The 16885-nt window shown below is 56.3% G+C and carries 23 protein-coding genes and 1 tRNA gene; 11 read left to right on the forward strand and 13 right to left on the reverse strand.

The genetic code is table 11. The annotated features are described in order from the left end of the window. The 11 genes from B5D61_RS05215 to B5D61_RS05265 form a co-directional block, all read right to left on the reverse strand. A partial coding sequence (locus tag B5D61_RS05215) for a pentapeptide repeat-containing protein (RefSeq protein ID WP_139373108.1) occupies positions 1 to 223 on the reverse strand: 223 nt, incomplete at its 3' end. 84 nt (positions 224 to 307) lie between these two features. After that, positions 308 to 505: a hypothetical protein gene (locus tag B5D61_RS05220; RefSeq protein WP_078812260.1), complete on the reverse strand. Its 198-nt coding sequence runs from the start codon at positions 503 to 505 to the stop codon at positions 308 to 310. Positions 506 to 508: 3 nt separating this feature from the next. After that, the gene (locus B5D61_RS05225; protein WP_078812261.1) at positions 509 to 748 is read right to left on the reverse strand and encodes a hypothetical protein; all 240 of its coding nucleotides are present in this window, start codon (positions 746 to 748) and stop codon (positions 509 to 511) included. Beyond that, positions 745 to 1620, reverse strand: coding sequence for a phage recombination protein Bet (gene bet / locus B5D61_RS05230; protein ID WP_078812262.1), 876 nt, complete (start codon positions 1618 to 1620; stop codon positions 745 to 747). Before bet ends, B5D61_RS05225 begins: the two co-directional genes overlap by 4 nt. Beyond that, positions 1617 to 1835, reverse strand: a complete 219-nt coding sequence (locus B5D61_RS05235) for a hypothetical protein (protein ID WP_078812263.1) — start codon at positions 1833 to 1835, stop codon at positions 1617 to 1619. Before B5D61_RS05235 ends, bet begins: the two co-directional genes overlap by 4 nt. Continuing rightward, a complete protein-coding gene (locus tag B5D61_RS05240; RefSeq protein ID WP_078812264.1) occupies positions 1835 to 2065 on the reverse strand; it encodes a hypothetical protein in 231 nt (76 codons plus the stop codon). Before B5D61_RS05240 ends, B5D61_RS05235 begins: the two co-directional genes overlap by 1 nt. A 31-nt stretch (positions 2066 to 2096) precedes the next feature. Beyond that, positions 2097 to 2330 carry a hypothetical protein gene (locus B5D61_RS05245; RefSeq protein ID WP_078812265.1) on the reverse strand — a complete coding sequence of 78 codons (234 nt, stop codon included), beginning with the start codon at positions 2328 to 2330 and terminating at the stop codon, positions 2097 to 2099. 103 nt (positions 2331 to 2433) lie between these two features. Beyond that, positions 2434 to 2832: a hypothetical protein gene (locus tag B5D61_RS05250; protein WP_078812266.1), complete on the reverse strand. Its 399-nt coding sequence runs from the start codon at positions 2830 to 2832 to the stop codon at positions 2434 to 2436. A 35-nt stretch (positions 2833 to 2867) separates the two neighbouring features. Further along, positions 2868 to 3134 (reverse strand): hypothetical protein, encoded by a 267-nt coding sequence (locus B5D61_RS05255; protein ID WP_139373075.1) that lies wholly within the window; start codon positions 3132 to 3134, stop codon positions 2868 to 2870. A 27-nt stretch (positions 3135 to 3161) separates the two neighbouring features. Next, on the reverse strand, positions 3162 to 3407 hold the full coding sequence (locus B5D61_RS05260) for a hypothetical protein (RefSeq protein WP_078812268.1): 246 nt from the start codon (positions 3405 to 3407) through the stop codon (positions 3162 to 3164). Next, on the reverse strand, positions 3404 to 3577 hold the full coding sequence (locus B5D61_RS05265; RefSeq protein ID WP_078812269.1) for a ribbon-helix-helix protein, CopG family: 174 nt from the start codon (positions 3575 to 3577) through the stop codon (positions 3404 to 3406). The genes B5D61_RS05260 and B5D61_RS05265 overlap by 4 nt, the downstream gene beginning before the upstream one ends. 102 nt (positions 3578 to 3679) lie before the next feature. Here B5D61_RS05265 and B5D61_RS05270 point away from each other — a divergent pair, with 102 nt between their 5' ends. From B5D61_RS05270 to B5D61_RS05280, 3 genes are all read left to right on the forward strand, one after another. Continuing rightward, positions 3680 to 3868: a ribbon-helix-helix protein, CopG family gene (locus B5D61_RS05270; protein ID WP_078812270.1), complete on the forward strand. Its 189-nt coding sequence runs from the start codon at positions 3680 to 3682 to the stop codon at positions 3866 to 3868. Positions 3869 to 4015: 147 nt separating this feature from the next. After that, entirely contained in the window at positions 4016 to 4321 is a 306-nt protein-coding gene (locus tag B5D61_RS05275) for a hypothetical protein (protein ID WP_078812271.1), read from the forward strand. After that, positions 4318 to 4503: a hypothetical protein gene (locus B5D61_RS05280; RefSeq protein ID WP_078812272.1), complete on the forward strand. Its 186-nt coding sequence runs from the start codon at positions 4318 to 4320 to the stop codon at positions 4501 to 4503. Before B5D61_RS05275 ends, B5D61_RS05280 begins: the two co-directional genes overlap by 4 nt. 17 nt (positions 4504 to 4520) lie before the next feature. Here the strand turns inward: B5D61_RS05280 and B5D61_RS05285 are convergent, their stop codons facing one another. Then, entirely contained in the window at positions 4521 to 6131 is a 1611-nt protein-coding gene (locus tag B5D61_RS05285; RefSeq protein WP_078812273.1) for an ATP-binding protein, read from the reverse strand. Between the two features lie 267 nt (positions 6132 to 6398). Next, positions 6399 to 6560 (reverse strand): helix-turn-helix domain-containing protein, encoded by a 162-nt coding sequence (locus B5D61_RS26105; protein WP_176159234.1) that lies wholly within the window; start codon positions 6558 to 6560, stop codon positions 6399 to 6401. Between the two features lie 971 nt (positions 6561 to 7531). On the opposite strand from B5D61_RS26105, the gene B5D61_RS05300 reads away from it, so the two are divergent. From B5D61_RS05300 to B5D61_RS05330, 8 genes are all read left to right on the forward strand, one after another. Beyond that, positions 7532 to 8083 carry a hypothetical protein gene (locus B5D61_RS05300; protein ID WP_139373076.1) on the forward strand — a complete coding sequence of 184 codons (552 nt, stop codon included), beginning with the start codon at positions 7532 to 7534 and terminating at the stop codon, positions 8081 to 8083. A 338-nt stretch (positions 8084 to 8421) separates the two neighbouring features. Beyond that, entirely contained in the window at positions 8422 to 10233 is a 1812-nt protein-coding gene (locus tag B5D61_RS05305; protein WP_078812277.1) for a hypothetical protein, read from the forward strand. Between the two features lie 38 nt (positions 10234 to 10271). After that, a tRNA-Met gene (locus B5D61_RS26110) sits at positions 10272 to 10343 on the forward strand. 7 nt (positions 10344 to 10350) lie between these two features. Further along, positions 10351 to 10725, forward strand: coding sequence for a hypothetical protein (locus tag B5D61_RS05310; protein WP_078812278.1), 375 nt, complete (start codon positions 10351 to 10353; stop codon positions 10723 to 10725). Next, the gene (locus tag B5D61_RS05315; protein WP_078812279.1) at positions 10722 to 13022 is read left to right on the forward strand and encodes a hypothetical protein; all 2301 of its coding nucleotides are present in this window, start codon (positions 10722 to 10724) and stop codon (positions 13020 to 13022) included. Before B5D61_RS05310 ends, B5D61_RS05315 begins: the two co-directional genes overlap by 4 nt. After that, positions 12994 to 13365: a hypothetical protein gene (locus B5D61_RS05320; RefSeq protein WP_078812280.1), complete on the forward strand. Its 372-nt coding sequence runs from the start codon at positions 12994 to 12996 to the stop codon at positions 13363 to 13365. The genes B5D61_RS05315 and B5D61_RS05320 overlap by 29 nt, the downstream gene beginning before the upstream one ends. After that, positions 13362 to 14675 (forward strand): hypothetical protein, encoded by a 1314-nt coding sequence (locus B5D61_RS05325; RefSeq protein ID WP_078812281.1) that lies wholly within the window; start codon positions 13362 to 13364, stop codon positions 14673 to 14675. Before B5D61_RS05320 ends, B5D61_RS05325 begins: the two co-directional genes overlap by 4 nt. Before the next feature lie 197 nt (positions 14676 to 14872). Next, positions 14873 to 16870, forward strand: coding sequence for a hypothetical protein (locus B5D61_RS05330; RefSeq protein ID WP_078812282.1), 1998 nt, complete (start codon positions 14873 to 14875; stop codon positions 16868 to 16870). The last annotated feature ends 15 nt before the right edge of the window (positions 16871 to 16885 follow it).

Consider the following 16885-nt stretch of genomic DNA (forward strand, 5'->3'; position numbering starts at 1 on the left):
GGTTGGCGGCACTCAGGTTGGCGTCACGCAGGTCGGCGGCACGCAGGTCGGCGGCACGCAGGTTGGCGTCACGCAGGTCGGCGGCACGCAGGTTGATGCTATTCTTAACGGCCCACCTGACTGCAAGGCCAAGCTTGATGCTGCGCGGCGTGTCTTCAGAGCACTCAATCTCTGCGGTGCATTTAATTTCGTTGGTCCAACGGTTATGGATGGTGAATTGCATATTGATATTGGTTTGTTGGGTGTGGTGTTGGGTGTGGTGTTGGGAAATGGGCGTAGCTCGGTCTTTGATAGGGGCCTTCTGTGCCTACTCAGCCGGGGTGCAATCCGGGTCGTTTTCGTAGTGCTTGCAGCGCTTGCACTTGTCCTTGTCCGTGTCGGGCTCCCAGATGTTGCCAAAGGACTTGACGGCGCATTTGGCCGCGCCGGATTCATTCACCAAGTGCCGCCAGGTGATGCCGTAGGATGACTTCCAGGTGAAAAGCGGTTTGGTTTCTTCGGGCATGGATCAGCCTTTCAGGTGGGGTGGAATGCCTTCGGGCATCTGTTGAGCCAGCTCGTGAAGCACGTCTTGTTTGTCCTGCTGGGCATGGGCCTCCATGAACTCCAAGACGGCGGCGCCTAAACACATGGCGGGAGTCATGTGATCGTCCGGTGACGGCTGGGGCTCCACCTCGGCCATGACTGTAACCTGGTGGGGATCTTCTGCCGTGGGGGTATCGGTGAGGGTGATGATGATTTTCTTCATTTGGCGATTTTGATAAAGGATGTGGTGGCGGTATCCCACGTTAGGCCCAGGGCTTTGGCACGATTCTGGATGGTGCGTTTGGCGGCGGCCTTGTGCTTCTCGACCGTGAAGGCCTCGGCATCAGCGATGAACTCCTTGAGAGCCTCAGGGGTGGTCGCCTCGCGGATGGCATCCAAGAGATCGTAGAGCTTAGGCGTCTCGGGATCTTCGACGGTTTCCGCCTCCATGGTGGTGGGTGCAGGCTTGGGCTCCGGCTCTTTGATCGTGACCTCGGCATAGACGGGTGGCTCTTTGGGAGATGCTGGCTGCGGAGGCGGCTGTGGCAGATGATCTTCCCGAAATTCTTCCTCGGTATAAAGTCCGCCGGACTCTTCTGGGAAAGCCTTGCGAAGCGCGGCGGCCTCGGCGCATTTGCCAAGCTGTCCGAAAGGTCGCTGTTGCCACATGCTGGTGACGGCACCTTCCCTCGTGGTCTGCACATATTCATCCCAGAACACTGAGGAGGTGAATGGAATGCGCTGACCATGCACCATGCGATAAACGGTGACGGTGGCTTTAGTCGGGTGCCAGACGTTGGATTCGGTGACGAAGACGGGATCGTCATTGCCTGCATATTCACCGGTGCGTGCGGCAATGGCGCGGAGCCCATCAATGCCGACCTGGAAAGTCAGTGTTTCGCGTTTCGCTTTGCTATCCCAACGCTTCACCGCGTGGATCTGACGGCGGAAGGGGTCTAACTTACAACGCTGTGCGACCTGCATGAAGAACTCGACCTCGACGGGGGAGGCGCCTTTGCAGAGCACGTCGGTGATGAGGCGGCGCTGCTCCTCGGTGTATTCAATGGCGTCTTGGGTGATGATGGCGGTGCTCATGGGCGGCTGGAAGGGGAGGCGATGTCTGACGGCTGCGTTTCAGCGGTGGCGCGGTCTTGGTAGCCTTCGGCATAGGCTTTCTGGCGCTCGTTACGGCGTGCGGCTGCGATGAGGCAGGCGTGGACTTTTTCGGCGCGCAGACTGAGCACCCCCCAAAGGAGGCTGGCGACTAAGGAGCCACAGGCGAAGGCGAGGAGATGGGAGGTGGTCATCATCAGGCGATGGCGTTGGATTTCTGATAATGGCGAAGTGAGCGAAGGGGGATGCGCCAATCTCCATTGCCGCCATTAGTGCGGTAGGCACCTTTGAATCGGCCTTTGAGGAGCTTGTCACGCAGTCCGCGGTCGCTCTCGCCCGTGGCATGGCGTAGCTCGGCGAGAGTCATGGCGGTATCGCCGGACTCATCCGGGCTGAAGGTGCGCAGTGGTTTTTTGATGCGGGCCATGACGGTTGATTTCTGCTTCCTGGTGGAACAGTTAAGATTGACGGTTGAGGCTGCTGAGGATGTCTCCGACGGTGTGCCAGCCTTCTTCATCGAGGTTCTGATTCGTCTCGGCTTCGAGATCCATGACGAGGCAGAAGAGGCTAACGGAACTGAACCCAAGTTCGCTGAGCTTTGTCTCTTCGGTGATGGTGCTGACATCCACGGCGCGATAGTGGCAAGTCTGGATGACTTCGGTGATGATTTTGGCGAGTTGAGGGAGGTCCATAGGATCGAGATAAACTGCCTGCTGGCGGGGTTCCCTGGCTTGTTTCGAGCGGTGCCTGTTTCCAACAGTTCAACCGCCGCCAGCGGGCAAAAGGTTTGGGTTCTCACTCGCCTTGGAGCCAGAGGTAGGCGTCCACTTCGTTGCGAGGCTGACCGGTGGAGGTGGATTTGCCCACCTTGATGCGGGCGAGACCACGCTTGCCGATGAGGTCGAAGGCATCGAGTTCAATCACCTCTCCATCGCCGGGATGCTTGCCAATGCTTTTGAGCAGGTGATCGATCTTCCAATAGGTGGTCTGGGCAAAGAACAGGTGGTCATAGATATAGATCTGACCAGCGATGCGCAGTTTGAGATCCAGCTTCGGTGTGCCGGCCTTGAGCTTGAGGCTATCGCGGTCGGTGCGACCTTCATGGGCATCGACGATTTCAAAGTCGTATTCACCTGGATCGAGTAGGATCGGGGTGGTATCTCGGGGTTCTTGAGCGGCGAATGTGATGGGCATAGTGAGAAAAAGGGATGGCGATTTGAAAAGGTGACTTAGATCCAGCGGACCCAGATTTCTGACCAGCGTGCGCCCAGGCGCAGGGCCATGAGAAAAGCGGAGGGGAACTGCCAAAGCGTGAAGGTGTGGGCCTCGCACTCCGCCCGCTCCCATGTGAAACCGCGACGCATGCGGGTGATCCAGAAGACGTGGTCAGGATGGGGTGTGCAGAGAAGCCGAAAGCGACGACGCCACCATGGCACCTCATGTTGCATGCGCTGCGACATGCCGATTCCCCATGCGATGAGAACAATGTGGGTCATGATCAGAATACAGAGTGGCATAAGCTGTTAGGCAGTGAGCTTGTTGAGGGTGATCTGAATGATGGTCACGAGGTGGCAGACATGCCGAAGCGCGGCGATGTTGGCTGCTAATTCGGTGGGGTAGAGGTCGTCAGCGTGCACAGGCTTTGCTGTGCCTTCATGCTCCACCGACAGCATGCCCCGCCAAGGGCCATCCTGCTCTGGCTCTTCGAGGATCATCACCGAGGTTACGAGTCCGTGATTGTTCCAGAAGACTTGGTCCTTTGGTTTCATGGCTGGGCCTCCTTCCGCTTCCGGCGTGGAGTGGGGGTGGCTTTCTTCGCTTCGAAGTATTGCTTGAAGGCACGGCGTGCGATGCTGGAAACGGTGCGGTCTTCACTGGCCGCTTCTTCCCGCAGCGAGTCGGCGAGGGGCTTGTTTAAGGTCAAGGTGACGCGTGTCATGATGTGATGATTAAGCGGGTGTCAGACACCCATTTGTAAACGAGGTGTCAGACACCTGTCAAAATGAATTTGATCTTTTTTTTCATGGGTGTATGACACCCCATGGCCAACCAACGAAAAAAGGGAATCGAGAGGGTGACGCTGACCCTGCCGGATGAGCTGCTCCGCGAGATCGAAGCGGAGGCTGAAGAACTGGGGGTGGATCGGCTGGCGCTGATGCGCACGATCCTGGCTAACCGGAAAGCCAGCCCACGCCCCACGTCAAAGAAGCGTGGGGCAAAGGCAGAGTGACACGATGCGCCCCTTCCGCCCCAGCGGCTGCTTGGGGGTGGTTGAGTTGATGCCGAGATAATGTGTTCACAAGAACACTTGTTGCATTTTTCTACTAGCGGTCAAATAGCTGGCGGTTATACCGATAATCTGCACTTCCGAATTGACATGGCCTCCGCACTCAAAGCCCTCAAAATGCCGCCTGACCTGGCGGAAATTGCCGAGATCCGAGCCGCTGAATGCGGGTATCCCTCCTGGTCTGCCTACGTGAAAGGCCTAATCCGCCATGATGCCGCTTGCCTAGCCCGACATGGAATCACGGTCCCGTGGTCCAAGCTGGCGCTCGTGGTCCAAGACAAACTCGATGCCCTGCTTCTGTGGCGAGTGAAAAGCAAAAAAGGCATGAAGTCCCCTGAGATGGCGAAATGGGATTGGGAAGCCGAATACAACGAGATGATGGAGGCTGGAAAATGAGCGATCTGGAAATCGACGAGAAGACACTCGCTCTCATGACGGCGCGGGCCGCTGAACTGGGGTATGACAACCTCGAAGACTATGTCTGGGCGCTGCTGGAAAAGGATCCCGCCGACCCCGAGGCGCATGCGCGAATGCGGAGGATCTTGGAGGGGGGACAGGGGGTGACAGGATTCAATTGATTGGCCGCAAAATGCTTTCACCCAAGGTGGAAGCCAGTAGGCATAGATCCCCTGTCTGGCAAACCACGTGGCCTTACGATAGTATAATGAGCGTCAGGATCTCTCGCCAAATCTTTCCTATGATGGTATCTCAATATTTGGCGTCGGACTAATCCATGAAGTCTTCGTTTTGCAGTTTGCCAATGACAATTAAGAAGCCTAGTAGCTTGAGAAACATTAATGGAAATATGCTCTACTGCGTAATTAACTAGGCGCTTTTCATCCTCAGACAATTGCAAGAATACTTCTGCACTTACCACGCTAACAGCGGCAGAGCTTGCGACAAAAAGCCGTCTCTGCTTATAGTCATTTTGCAGCAATACCTGCACTGTTGCGCTACCATCCTTGTTTTCAACAAAGGTCGGACCTGGAAGATTAGCCTTCTTCATTTCGTCCCTCATTCTCTTCGTTCCTTCGTTTGCGCATTTGACAAGGCCGAAGTATTGCAACGCGTCCATAAGAAATGGATTTCTTGGATTGTGCATTGAGTAAATGTTCTTTGAATTGACCATTGGCGGAAACTCGCCAGGGCTTGTTACTAACAACTTGTCGTCGAACATTTTGACAAAAATTGGCATGGATCTCAGATGGTAGGAGCGATGAGCGCACGCATTGACGATTGCTTCATACCATACAAAACGTGGGTATTCGGGGAGAATATAAAATCGACCATCTTTGCCGAGAGCTGAAAAGTCTCTCAGTTGTCCACCAATCACTTCTTCAGCGCGTGCTATTATCTTAGGAAGCGGACCATCAATATAGACGTCTTTCACAGCAGCGAACTTTTCTCCTGTCTGCTCTGTCTCGCCGTCAAACCTCATGAAACGAATTCTGCAGCCTGGAAAATGCCTCCGAGGATCTTTTGCGAAAAGCAGCACACAAGCGTTGTTAGGAACAAATCTGCCTCCTAGAAGTGTGCCAAGTCTGTGCTGCACTAAAATGTCTTCACTTGGATTATCATAAAGAAGACTTTTGTTTTTATGCACATTTTGAACAAACTCTGAGATGAGGTCTTCATCAAAATCTTCGGGGAAATTGATGGCCGATACTGATTCTAATTCAAAGTGTAATTCTCCCTTTGAAATCTGAAGTTCCCTGATTTCGTCTTCATTGAGCTTCTGCTTTTTATCTCCACTTCTTTTAAATGCTTCGTTAGCGTTGGTTTTAACCACCTTATCAGCTCGGTAAGCCACTCGAAAAACAATCACAAAATCCCGGCTGCCGTCAGGCTTTATGATTTCAACACGCTTTGAATCAACTCTGGCATCTGGGCAGAAGATACGGGCACTATCTTCAAGTGAGTTGACGTGTTTCCCAACACACTCCAAGCAGCCAGCAAGTTCTCCATCGTCTTCAATACCCACGAAAACTAGACCACCGCCCGGCGTATTGGACCACATAGAGAAACATTCTCCTAATGCCCTGGGATGAACTGCTACGCTTTTTTTCTCAATCCTTCGATCTTCTCCTTTTCGACGGAACCACCACTCGTTTGCCCGATCAAATATTTCATCAATCGAAACCAAATGAGGAGTTCCGGTATCGACATTCGATTCGAAAGTTAGCTCAAGTTGTTTATTTTCAGACATTTACGTTGCCGAGAAAGTGTCGAGTTGAGTGTTGAAGCAAATTGCCTATAGCTCTAAGCCGACCTGGTAGCAATACCCTTTAATAATCCGCATGCTGGGGTTCATCCTCAAGAAGGCTTGCAATTCTGTTCTGCATAGGCTGGCGCATCACATTCTGAGACATCTTCCCATCGGTTTCGCAGCATGGGATCGACTTCATGAGTTCTTTCGAGCTTCACTGCTGGACTGTTTCGTCGCGGATTATACGCTGCGAAAAAGATGATTTGGTTAATCCGTCTCTACCCAAGCCTTGAGCTTGAGGCCGTTTTCGCAGTCGGGCTTGCGCGGATCCTTGTCTCTGAGCCATGAGTGGAGGTGCTGTTTGGTGACGCCGAGATGATCAGCGAGACGCACTTTGGCCCCCTGCCCTTCTTTGTCGAGGCGTGTCATGACATGCTTTTGACATGGTCCGCCCGGTTCAAAAGCCACCTGGAGACGCTCATCAAGTCCACAGGATCCAGCTCCCCGCCCCATACCGCCCGCTGCACCGTCTTGTATGAGACACCAGCATGATCTGCAATCACATGCAGCCCATAGGCCCATAAATCATGCTTCCGTGTTGGCTGCCCGTTTACCAGAACAACGGCCCTTGTTACCGTTCGCCGTTCAAACCTAGATCGCTTTGGCACGTGCCATCCTCCGGCGCTTGTGGCGCTGCTGATTGTTTGCCTGAATGGTGGCCGTCGCCCAGCGGCAGTTCCCTGGCTCGTAGTCCCCATCTACGTCAATGCGGTCAATTGACATCTTCGGCCCTGGCCTGACTCCCATATCAGCTAAAAAGTTATCGAACGTTTGCCAGCGTTCGCATATCTTGATGCCTCTTCCCCCATAATGCGGGTATGAAGGATTTGAAGGCTGGTAACATCTGTCCAACATAGCTCTCCATGTTCCCCATTCCGACTGCGGCTGAGGCGGCATGAAGTCTGGAGTGCATCCACATGAGGTCGCGGTGCCCACAATCACGCGCTGAATACTGACTTCACGAACCTGTCCACAGTCACACCTAGCCAGCCAGAGCGGAGATATGCCACCGCGCGTCATCGCTAACAGGGTCAGTTTCCCGAACTTCCTACTCACCATCGCCTGTTCATGTCTCGCGTCGGCTTCTTTCAACCATCGGAACGTGTCGATCATGTCCCACCATACCTATCCTCATGGGACAAATCCACCATTTTAGCCTTGGAACTCTCGTTTTCCTGCCCTTTGACATGGCTGAACGTCCAGTGGTAGGGCTCCAGCGCCTGGATTCCCCGTGATCTGACACGAAAATGCACCTCGGTTCGTGTCAAAACTCACCGCAACCCCAGGGACGCCCAAAGCCTGACGTTGCACTGTGACCACTTAATCACAAGCGTGTGTGTATGCCCGATGCTCCATCATCTCCGCCTCTCCGCCGCACTCCTGCCCGTGATGCGTGCTACCGCGTTCTCACCTCCGCTATCCATAAGCGTTGGACTGTGCGTGAGCTCTCCGCCGCTGCCAATTGTGACATGGCTGTCGCTGGGGATGTGCTGGCTGAGGTCTCCGAGCAAATCCGAGCAGATGCTGAGAGAGCCATTGGTGTAGAGACTCAGAAGATGGCAGAGGAGGCACGAAAGGTGAGGACGCGGTCGCTGGCACGATTGGAGCGGCTGGGGAAGGTGTTGGATAACCTGACGGCCAGCCTGGAAGCGAAGGGAAACGATGTTAGCGCGAGGGATGTTGTGTCAGCCGTGAAGGCGGGTAGTGAACTATGGAAACAAACCGAGAGCCTGACGGGTTTGGATGTGGTGAAGGCCATTGCGGCCAAGCAGGCACCGCAAGCAGGATCTGAGGCGACGGCTTGGGATGGTGTCGCGGCTCTTGAGGCGGTGCCTGTTGCGTCTCAACAAGAGGATTTGACTGGCATTTCTGGCTCATTACTGTCTCATTAGACATAACTCATTGATATACAACGATAACGGATTTCACACTCCGGCTGTTGTTTGTAGTTATGCCATTTTGAGGGGTATTTTCGCTTTGGGCAGAACCTTCCTGACCTGTGAAGACTGGGTGAGCAACGGGAAGGTAGTGAAAGCAGTGTGGCGGAGAAGGTCGCAGTGGCGAACGCCAGGACAAGCTCAGAAAAGCCGACCCGTCTGGCGGGGGAGGGGTGGGGGTGGTCTGCTCCCCGGCCCCGTTGAATACGAGGCTCCCCGTCTGAAATTTCCCTCTCACACATCAGGGACTCAAAGCAGTTGACTCAACTCTCAGAAATCCCCTCCCTGGTCAGGTGATCAAATACGGACTCCAGTGGGCGGATGAAACGGACCCGATCGCCATTGAATTGGCGCTGTATTCGCGGGATGACATTCGGGAACGTGCGGCGGGGCATTGTCTGTCGAAATGGGAGCACATGCGCAATGCGATCAAGATGCTGGTGCCGGAGAATGTGTTCGCTTGGCATCGATGGGTGGACAAGCTGGGGGAGGAATGGTGTAGGGGCGGGTGCTTGACGGTGTGGGGGGCGGGTTCGACGACGAAGTCGGGCATTCTCGGGATGCTAGCGTATGTGGATCTGCTGTGTGCGCCAAAGGACACGCTGACGGTGATGGTGACCAACCCGCTGGAGAAGCATTGGGACCGCTGTTTTTCCAAGATGCTGCAGTGGCGCGGGGCGATGCCAGACCGCTACAAGATCGGCAAGATCACGAAGCATCCGAAACCGCAGCTTCTCACTGTGGAAGGGCAGGATGGCAGCCGCATGGGCGTGGTCTGTATCTCGAATGACCAGGGAGAATCCTCTGCGGATATGGCCAAGAAGGTCGGTGCTCACGCCAAACGAGTGCGGCTCATTGTGGATGAGGCTCAAGGCTGCACCGATGCGGTGATGGGGCTGAAGATGAACCTTGGGGCCTCGGGGGATTATCAGGAGGTGTTCATTGGCAACCCAACGAGCTGGCAAAATCCGCTGGGGCTTCATGCGATGCCTTTGGATGGCGACAAGAAGCGCATCCATGACGAAGAACCCGATGAATGGGACACAGCAAGCCTGTGGGATGATCAGCCAGGGCGCTGCATTGTGTTTGATGGCAAACGCTGCCCGACCTTGGATAGTCCGGAGGAAGCGAAGCGGTTGGGCTTCATGTTATCTCCACGCATGCTCAAACAGGCGCAAAGCATGCCGGGGGGCGAAAACTCGATCTACTACTGGAGTCAGGTGCGTGGACGCATTCCGCCGGCAGGGATGTGTGTCACCGTGCTGTCGGAGTTGGATCTCGATGCCAGCGGCTGCAAGGTGCAGGTGCCGTTCCAGGGCCAGACTCACGACTATGTCGGTGGGGATCTCAGTCTCGGCGGTGACAAGGTGCCCATGTATCGCATCCGTGTCGGCTCCGTAGCGGGGCTGGGCGTCGTAGCGTGCATTGTGGCTCGGCATTACCTGACCGTGGATATCACCAAACCGGATGCGACGGGGCAAATGTCCAAGCAGTTCGGCCCGCTGCTCAAACGTTGGCAGATTCATCGCCTGGAAGATGTCGCTCTGGAGGCCAGCGGTCAGCAAGGCGCGATCGTGGATACCTTTGAGCGGGATGTGAATGGTGCCACGGGGAATGGACGCATCTACCGCGTGAAATCGGAGCATGCGGTTTCTGAGCGTCGGTTGAGCTATGGCAAAAAAGATACCCGAGGCAAACGCGAGATGGCTAAGGAGCGTTACAAGGATCGCGCCAGTGAATTGGTGATGAACATCGTGGAGTGCGTGTATCAGCGTTGTTTGTTCGGCATCGATAACGAAGTGGCGGCCCAGGTGACGACGCGGGGCATTGATGAAGGCTCCTTGGAAGGCGGGTTGCTCAAAGTGCAGACGAAAAAGAAGTGGCGAGAAAGCAACGGCGATCAGTCGCCGGATGAGATGGACGCCGTGGCGGTCGGGATCACCATGCTGTTGGAGAAAGGTATCCTGAAACCGGGGCGAGATACGCAGGTGGAGCCCGTGCGGGAAGGCCTTGAAGAGTGGATGCTGCCCAAGCCCCCGACTCCAAGCAAAGGCTTGGGAAATCGCAAGGTCGTGGTCACCGTCAGAAAGTGGGGGCGAAATTAGCGGCTTGCCAAAGTCATTTGATTACTGTAGCCAGATGGCTCAGGGAGCTTCGGTAAGCCGTCAGGCCCCATAAGCCTGATATGCGGGTTCAACTCCTGCCCCTGAATCCATCCTCGTATGCGAACAATCTCTCAGTGGTGGCAGGGAACGAAAGCCTTCGCGATGATCCGCGCGCGGGAGGCTGCCGGACATGAGGTGCTCGCGTCACCCGAACTCGCCACCCAGCGCGCGGCTATTTGTGTCGCATGCCGTCCGCACAATGAACTTCCGACAGACCCAAGTTGGCTAGAGAAGTGGGCGAACGGCCAGATGCGCCAGCGGATCGATGGTGCTACGACAGTCCACGACGACAAGCTGGGGATCTGTCAGCTCTGCTCCTGCGAACTACGCACGATCGTTCACTTCACGCCTGACATCCTACAGGCGAGCACATCGGCTAAGACCTTGGCCAAACTCCCTGATCATTGCTGGAAACGAAAGGAACTCGCATGACCGACACGCTTGCACCGCCCAAGGCCGCCGCTCCCTCTGCTCAGACGAAGAGCCGCGCCTCAGATCCAACGAAGGCCCTGGCCATGATTCAGGCTCGGGTGCGGGCTCTGGAGCCACGGCTTGAGGTGTATCGGGAGGTCGAGAACGCTTATGATCGGGTGCCGCCGGATGATGAGAATGCGTTGCGGTTGGATGGCCTGGGTTGGACGGCCAATGTGGACTGGGGCGGCATGGAGGCGGGCATCAATGAAGGTGCCGACATTGATTGGAACCTCGCCACGCAGCCGGAGACTTACGTGAAGTTTACCCGTGCAGACAACATCCCTGCATCCCTGGTGAATGTGACGGGTATCCTCGAAGAAGCGGATAAGGAACTGCTCGATGGATGGGGCGAGTGGCTGAATGAGCTGGAAATGATGGTGCATAACCGGCGCGCGCATGGCCTGGGCATTTTTCATTTTCCGCATCCGCATGGCTGGCACTTCCGCAGCCTGCATCCTGGCAATCTCATCACCCCGCACGACACGGCGAAGCTCAATCCCGATAGCTGGATGTGGTTTGCCATCAAGACGGAGTTCGAGATCACGGATCTGCTCACCAAGCTGGCGAAGAAAGAGGATGCGGCCAAGCTGGGCTGGAATCCCTCCGCCATCTCGAAAGCCATCGCTCACTATGCCAAGGACGGCGGCAGTTCCTTGGTCTCGCAGATTTGGCGAGATCCGGAGAGCTACTCGATGAGCCTTCAGTCCAACGACTTGTTCTTTGCTCAGGAGAACAAGGGCACAATCCCGGGCTTCATCTTTTACGTCAAGGAATGGGATGGGGGCGTCAGTGAGCACTTTCTCACCGAAGAAGAAGGCATCGGCTTCATTTACTCCAAGGTGGGTCGGCACAAAAGGATGTCGGAGGTGCTGGCACTTTTCCCGTTAGGCCTGGGCCAGGGCTACGTGCAAAACGTGCGCGGCTACGGCATCAAGATGCTGCCGTTCCACGACATCGAGAACCGCAACCTGAACAAGGCGGTGGACACGACCTGGATTGCCTCGAACATGACGTTCCAGGGGGACAGTGGCGACCTGAGTGAAATGAACCGGATCCAGATCAATGGTCCGTTCACGTTTTTCGATAAGGAGCTGGAGGTCAATCAAACCTCGTTTGCCAATCCAGCGGTGGGGTTGCTCGGCCTGCAGCAGGAGTTTCGTAACATGGCCTCGGTGCGCAATCGCGCCTCAGGGGGAGCGGATTACTCACACCTGCGGGGTGGAGAAAAAACGGCCACTCAAAGCCGCATTGAGTATCAGATGACTCAGGGGGCGAAGACCAACGAGGTGGCTCGGTTCTATCTTCAACTCAAGCACTTCCACACCATCCGCTGCCGCCGCATCTTGGATCGTCAGATGACGGACCAAGATCCGGGAGGTGCTGAGGCGCGGGCCATGCTCGAGCAGGTCAAAAGCAAGGGCGTGACGGATCAGGATATTCAGTCCATCCAGCGCATTGGCATTCGAACGATCTTTGGCGATGGTGACCCGATCAATCAATTCCTGGCCCTGATGGACCTCAAGGAGTTCTATGGAACGATGTCGGAGGATGCGAAGGAAGAGTTTCGCTTTGATGTCTTCCATTCACGGCTGCGAGATCGAGAAAAAGCCGAGACCTTCTCAGGGCGGAAGAAAAAAGCCGACCATGCTCTCGCCTTGCACCGGTGGAATGCGCAGAATGAGAACAACATTTTCGAAACCAGTGATACTCGCATTGATGTGCGTCCTGACGATGTGCATCTCATCCATGCCGGAGAGCACACGGTCTATGCCGAGGAAGTGTATCAGCGCCTTGAGCAAGGAGCTCTGTCCAATCGCGATGCCTTCCAGAGAGTCGCGCGGTGCGAGGCTCACTGCAGCGTTCACCTGAATCTCCTCGGAGCCGACAAGTTCGCTGCCGAACAGTGGAAAGACCTGAACCGACGTTGGGCCGATCTGCGTAATCGACAGGCTCAACTTCAGCAGCGCATTCAGGAAGAGGACATGCAGCGGCAACGGCAGCAGCTTGAAGAACTGCGCAATCCTCAACCCTCGGTCAAAGATCGAGAAACAGCGGCCACAGAAGCTCTGAAGCGTGAGCTGGAAGCCCAGCGCCACAGTCTGACGGTTCAGCAGATGAAAGAGCGTCATGAGCTGGACATGCAGCTCGCCAAAGGGGGTGAAACCGCCAAAAGCCAAGCGGCTGCCCTGAAAGAAGCCCAAGCCATCCCTAGCGAAGGAAACTCATATGGAAGAATCGGAGCTCCCCAAGTCTAAACGTCACCTCAGCGCCAAGGACTTCTGCGCAGATACTACGGCCGTCAGAGAACTCGTGGAGTTTCTGGAGACCGACACAGGCCGCAAGCTGCTGGCGGTGTTGGACGGAGAGCATCCGCTGAAACAAGCGGCGCGGGTGAAGAATCTGGACCCTCAGGAGTCGTTTCGTGAAGCAATGAAAGAGCAGCAAAACCCCCAAGGCATTCTGGGCTTTCATCGGGGTTACGAGGCGGTGGTTGGACTCCTCACCCAGACGCTGACGCTGCCCATCTCTGCGCCGCGGCCACCCGCCAGCCGAAAGGCCACCAGCCGGATGAAGCCGCACAAAACTGATCTCCCATGAAACTGCATCCCTACCCCTTATTGAATGCCGCCACAGAGACACCACCCGCAGGCGAAGGCTCTCCCATGACTGCCGCCCAAATGGCAGGCTTCGGCGGCGGTGACTCTTCATCTCCGACGGTCGAGTCCCCTGCCCCATCGGCTCCAGCAGCGGTTTCCGACTCACCTTCGACCCCCAATTCCTTCGAGGCTTTTCTGTCGGGCCTTGGTCAGCCCGCGCCCACTCCAGCGACGGAAGCTCAAGCCGATCCCGCTCAAAGCGCAAAGCCCTCGGAGCAGTCCCCTCCTAGCTTCGACTTCGACAAGTGGTATAACGACAAGTGTCCCGAGAATCCTGACGGGACGAAGATCGCCAAACTCGAGGACTGGAAAAGCATCCGTGCCACCTTGGGAGCAGCGATGAAGGATGTGCAGGCGCTGACCGCCGAGAAGCTGATGCTGGAGCACAAGCTCGCTCAACAGCCCGCCAAAACTCCGGGGATGCCTCAGACGGATGCGGTGAAGAGGCTGCAAGCGGAGCTGGAGGCCAATCGTGCAGCGACAGAGTCGCTCAAGCAACAGCATGCGAGCGAGTTGGCGGAGTTCACGGCATTCAAGGCCTCTCAAGAACTGGCCTCGAACCCTGCGTTTCGTGCCGAGTATGATGGGCGCCGCGCTTCCATTCTGGATGAGATGAAGGGCGTGGCCAAGGAGGCGGGGCTTGAGGAGAAGGTCGTCACGGCAGTCTTGGAAGCGAAGAGCCTGCTCCAGATTGCCACGGCCCTTGAAGGCGTCGAAAATCCGACGGTCAAAGCTCTCCTCACTGAAGGTGCGAAAAGCTTCATGGATCTCACCGCCAAACGTGAGGCGGCCTTGAAAGGCGATCCTCTGGCCGAGCTGAACAAGTGGAAGGATTATTCCCAAGCACAACAAGGTGTGATGGCCGCACGCTTCACCGATGCCCTCAAAAGCCAACTCGTGGCCGCCGTGCCCGCCGTGGCAGAGACCCTCATGGGTGAAAAGGGTAACGTGTATTTCCGCACGCCAGCCGGACAAGCGGTCATGCAACAGATCGGCAAACGCTTTGAGGCGGGTTATGATCTGACCGCTCAAGAGGTTACCGAGCACATGGCGAAGTCGGCGGGCTTCGACTTCTATGCGAATCTCTGTCAGGATTTGATGAGCAAGGTGACAGGGCTGGAGCAGCAGCTTGCGCGCTATGGCTCACTTGAGCCAAATCAAGGCGGGCGAGCGCCTGGCGGTGGTGGAGGGGCAGCCTCTGGCTTTGACCTCGCGGGCATGTTTGGCACCATTGGGATTGGCAGGAGTTAGAAATGTTCCATCTGATGACAAAAATCAGTTGCCTTTGATCTATGGAATAACCCATAACTCCTCATCGGGTCTCATCAGGCAGGCGACCGCTGCCACGGGTTTAAAACACGCGTAAGCGCCGCTCCGCGACCGGGAGAGGGAAACACTGGCAAGGCCACAGCCTCATCGTGTGGTCATCACCTTCTTTTCTCTTTTCCATGCCTGATATCAATACGCTGCCATTCACCCTGGGAGGTGGGGGCAACCCTGACATTTCCGATCCCGCCGAAGTCATCACGGCGATGCAAAATACACCGGGATTCTTTTCCAGTGAGGTCTATCAGACTCTCATGCGCGAGGATCCATTCCTGGCCTACATTTCCAGGACGAAGAAGTTCTTCGCCGAAGGGATGGGCGACACGGATACCACGCTCGTCTTCGATGTTTCCGCACCGACGGAGCGCGATGTGCTGAACTGGCAAGTGATCAAGGAAGCGGCCCCAGGTTACAACCCGAGTGCCTTCAACGTCACCAAGACGATCAGCTACGGGCATCGCAAGGTCTCCGCCTGCCTCTACAAGGATGCGGTGAAGTCTCCGGTGTTCAGCAAGTGGGACCTGTGCTTCAAACCCAAGCGCGAAGCTCAGATGGCTCAGATCCGCCAGATCATGGTGAACTGGACGCGTGGCATCTGGATGCACTGGGCGACGATGTCTTTCCAGCGCACGGTGACCTGCCGCATCTTGAACTCTGGCTTTGGTCATCAAGCCGAACAGGTGGGCAGCTACCCGCAGTGGTGCCGCCCGACTTCGATCCTGACCTGGCGCTGGCTGGAAGCTCTGCATCCGATGGTTTACAACACGCCACGTGGAGCCACGACACCTGAGGGCCAGAAGCTCAATGATGTGCTGGCCGAGAAGCAGATGATCTTCCTGGGGCATGAGATGTTCCAGGCGATGGCGGAGCAATATGCCCGCGAGGTGGCGACAGACTTCGGCAAGCTCGGTGGTGAGGTTCACATCCCCGAACTGGGTTTTGTGCAGAACCGGGGCAAATACGTGTTTGCGCTGGTCCCCTACCCTCGACGTTTCCGTGAGCCTGTGGGCAACGAAACCTGGGAAGATTGCATCATCCCGAGCCGCATCTCGGTGCCTGCCTCTGGCGGTGCCGCTGCTGGCTTCGAGCAGCAGGAAAACCCTGACTACCGCAACCCCGCGATTGCGAAGTATGAGGAGATCCGTTGGGCCAACCTGGACTCCGTCGAATGGCTGGTGCCACCCCGCGCCATGGTGAAGTCCATGAGCAACGGCAAGGTGGAGATGTTCCCCGCCTCCAACTACACGGGCGAGTTCATTCCGGTGAACATCAAAACCGAGAACGATCCCGATGCGGAGAACTGCTGGTTCCTGGCTCGTTATGCCTCTGGCATGAAGGGGATGTTCCCTCAGCGTTCCCGTGCAATCATGGCTTTGGCCGCGCATCCGACGGTGAAGGATTACACGCTCAGCGGTGTGCTTCCTGGTGCCGATGCCGATGTGAACCGTTATCCGATCACCGCCTGTGGCCTGACCGCTGCGGGTTACCTGAACTTGCTCATCACAGGCACTCTTCCAGCCGATGGTGCAACACCTCCAGGCACCTCGCTGTTCATCGTGAGTCAGACCGGGAAGAAGTATCTGATCGGCACGATCCACACGAACAACGCCTTCGCCGGTGATCATCGTCATGCCGCAGGTCGTTCGATTGACATCAGTCTGCCGTCCAGCTTGTCTGCCGCTCAGAACTGCCGTCAGCAATGCGATCCGTGGAGTCACCTGGCCTTCCTGCCTGCCTCCACACCTTCGGATGAAGCGGGTGAGCCTTGCGCTCTGTGTGGTGACGGCACAGAGGGTGATGCCGATGTGAACTGCACGCTGTTTGCGGCCTTCTACACCGACAGTGTGAGCGATGTGCAGAACAGCTCGAACACGTCGATTGTGACGGGTGAACCGTTCACGACGGCTGCGGCGCTGCAAACCGCGCTGAACACCTATCTGGGTGCGAATGGTGGCGGAACGGCGGTGGTGACCCTGGGAGCCGACTACCTGTGGACGGTGACAATCACGGCGGATGCGGATGGTGGCGCGGCTCTTGAGGCGCTGAAGTCGGGCCACATCACCTTCCAGGACGGTGTGGGCACCAACAAGGTCAGCTTCACCGCTGAAAACTGCGACTAACCAACTTTGAGCGGG

Source organism: Prosthecobacter debontii (assembly GCF_900167535.1).
Lineage (GTDB): Bacteria > Verrucomicrobiota > Verrucomicrobiia > Verrucomicrobiales > Verrucomicrobiaceae > Prosthecobacter > Prosthecobacter debontii.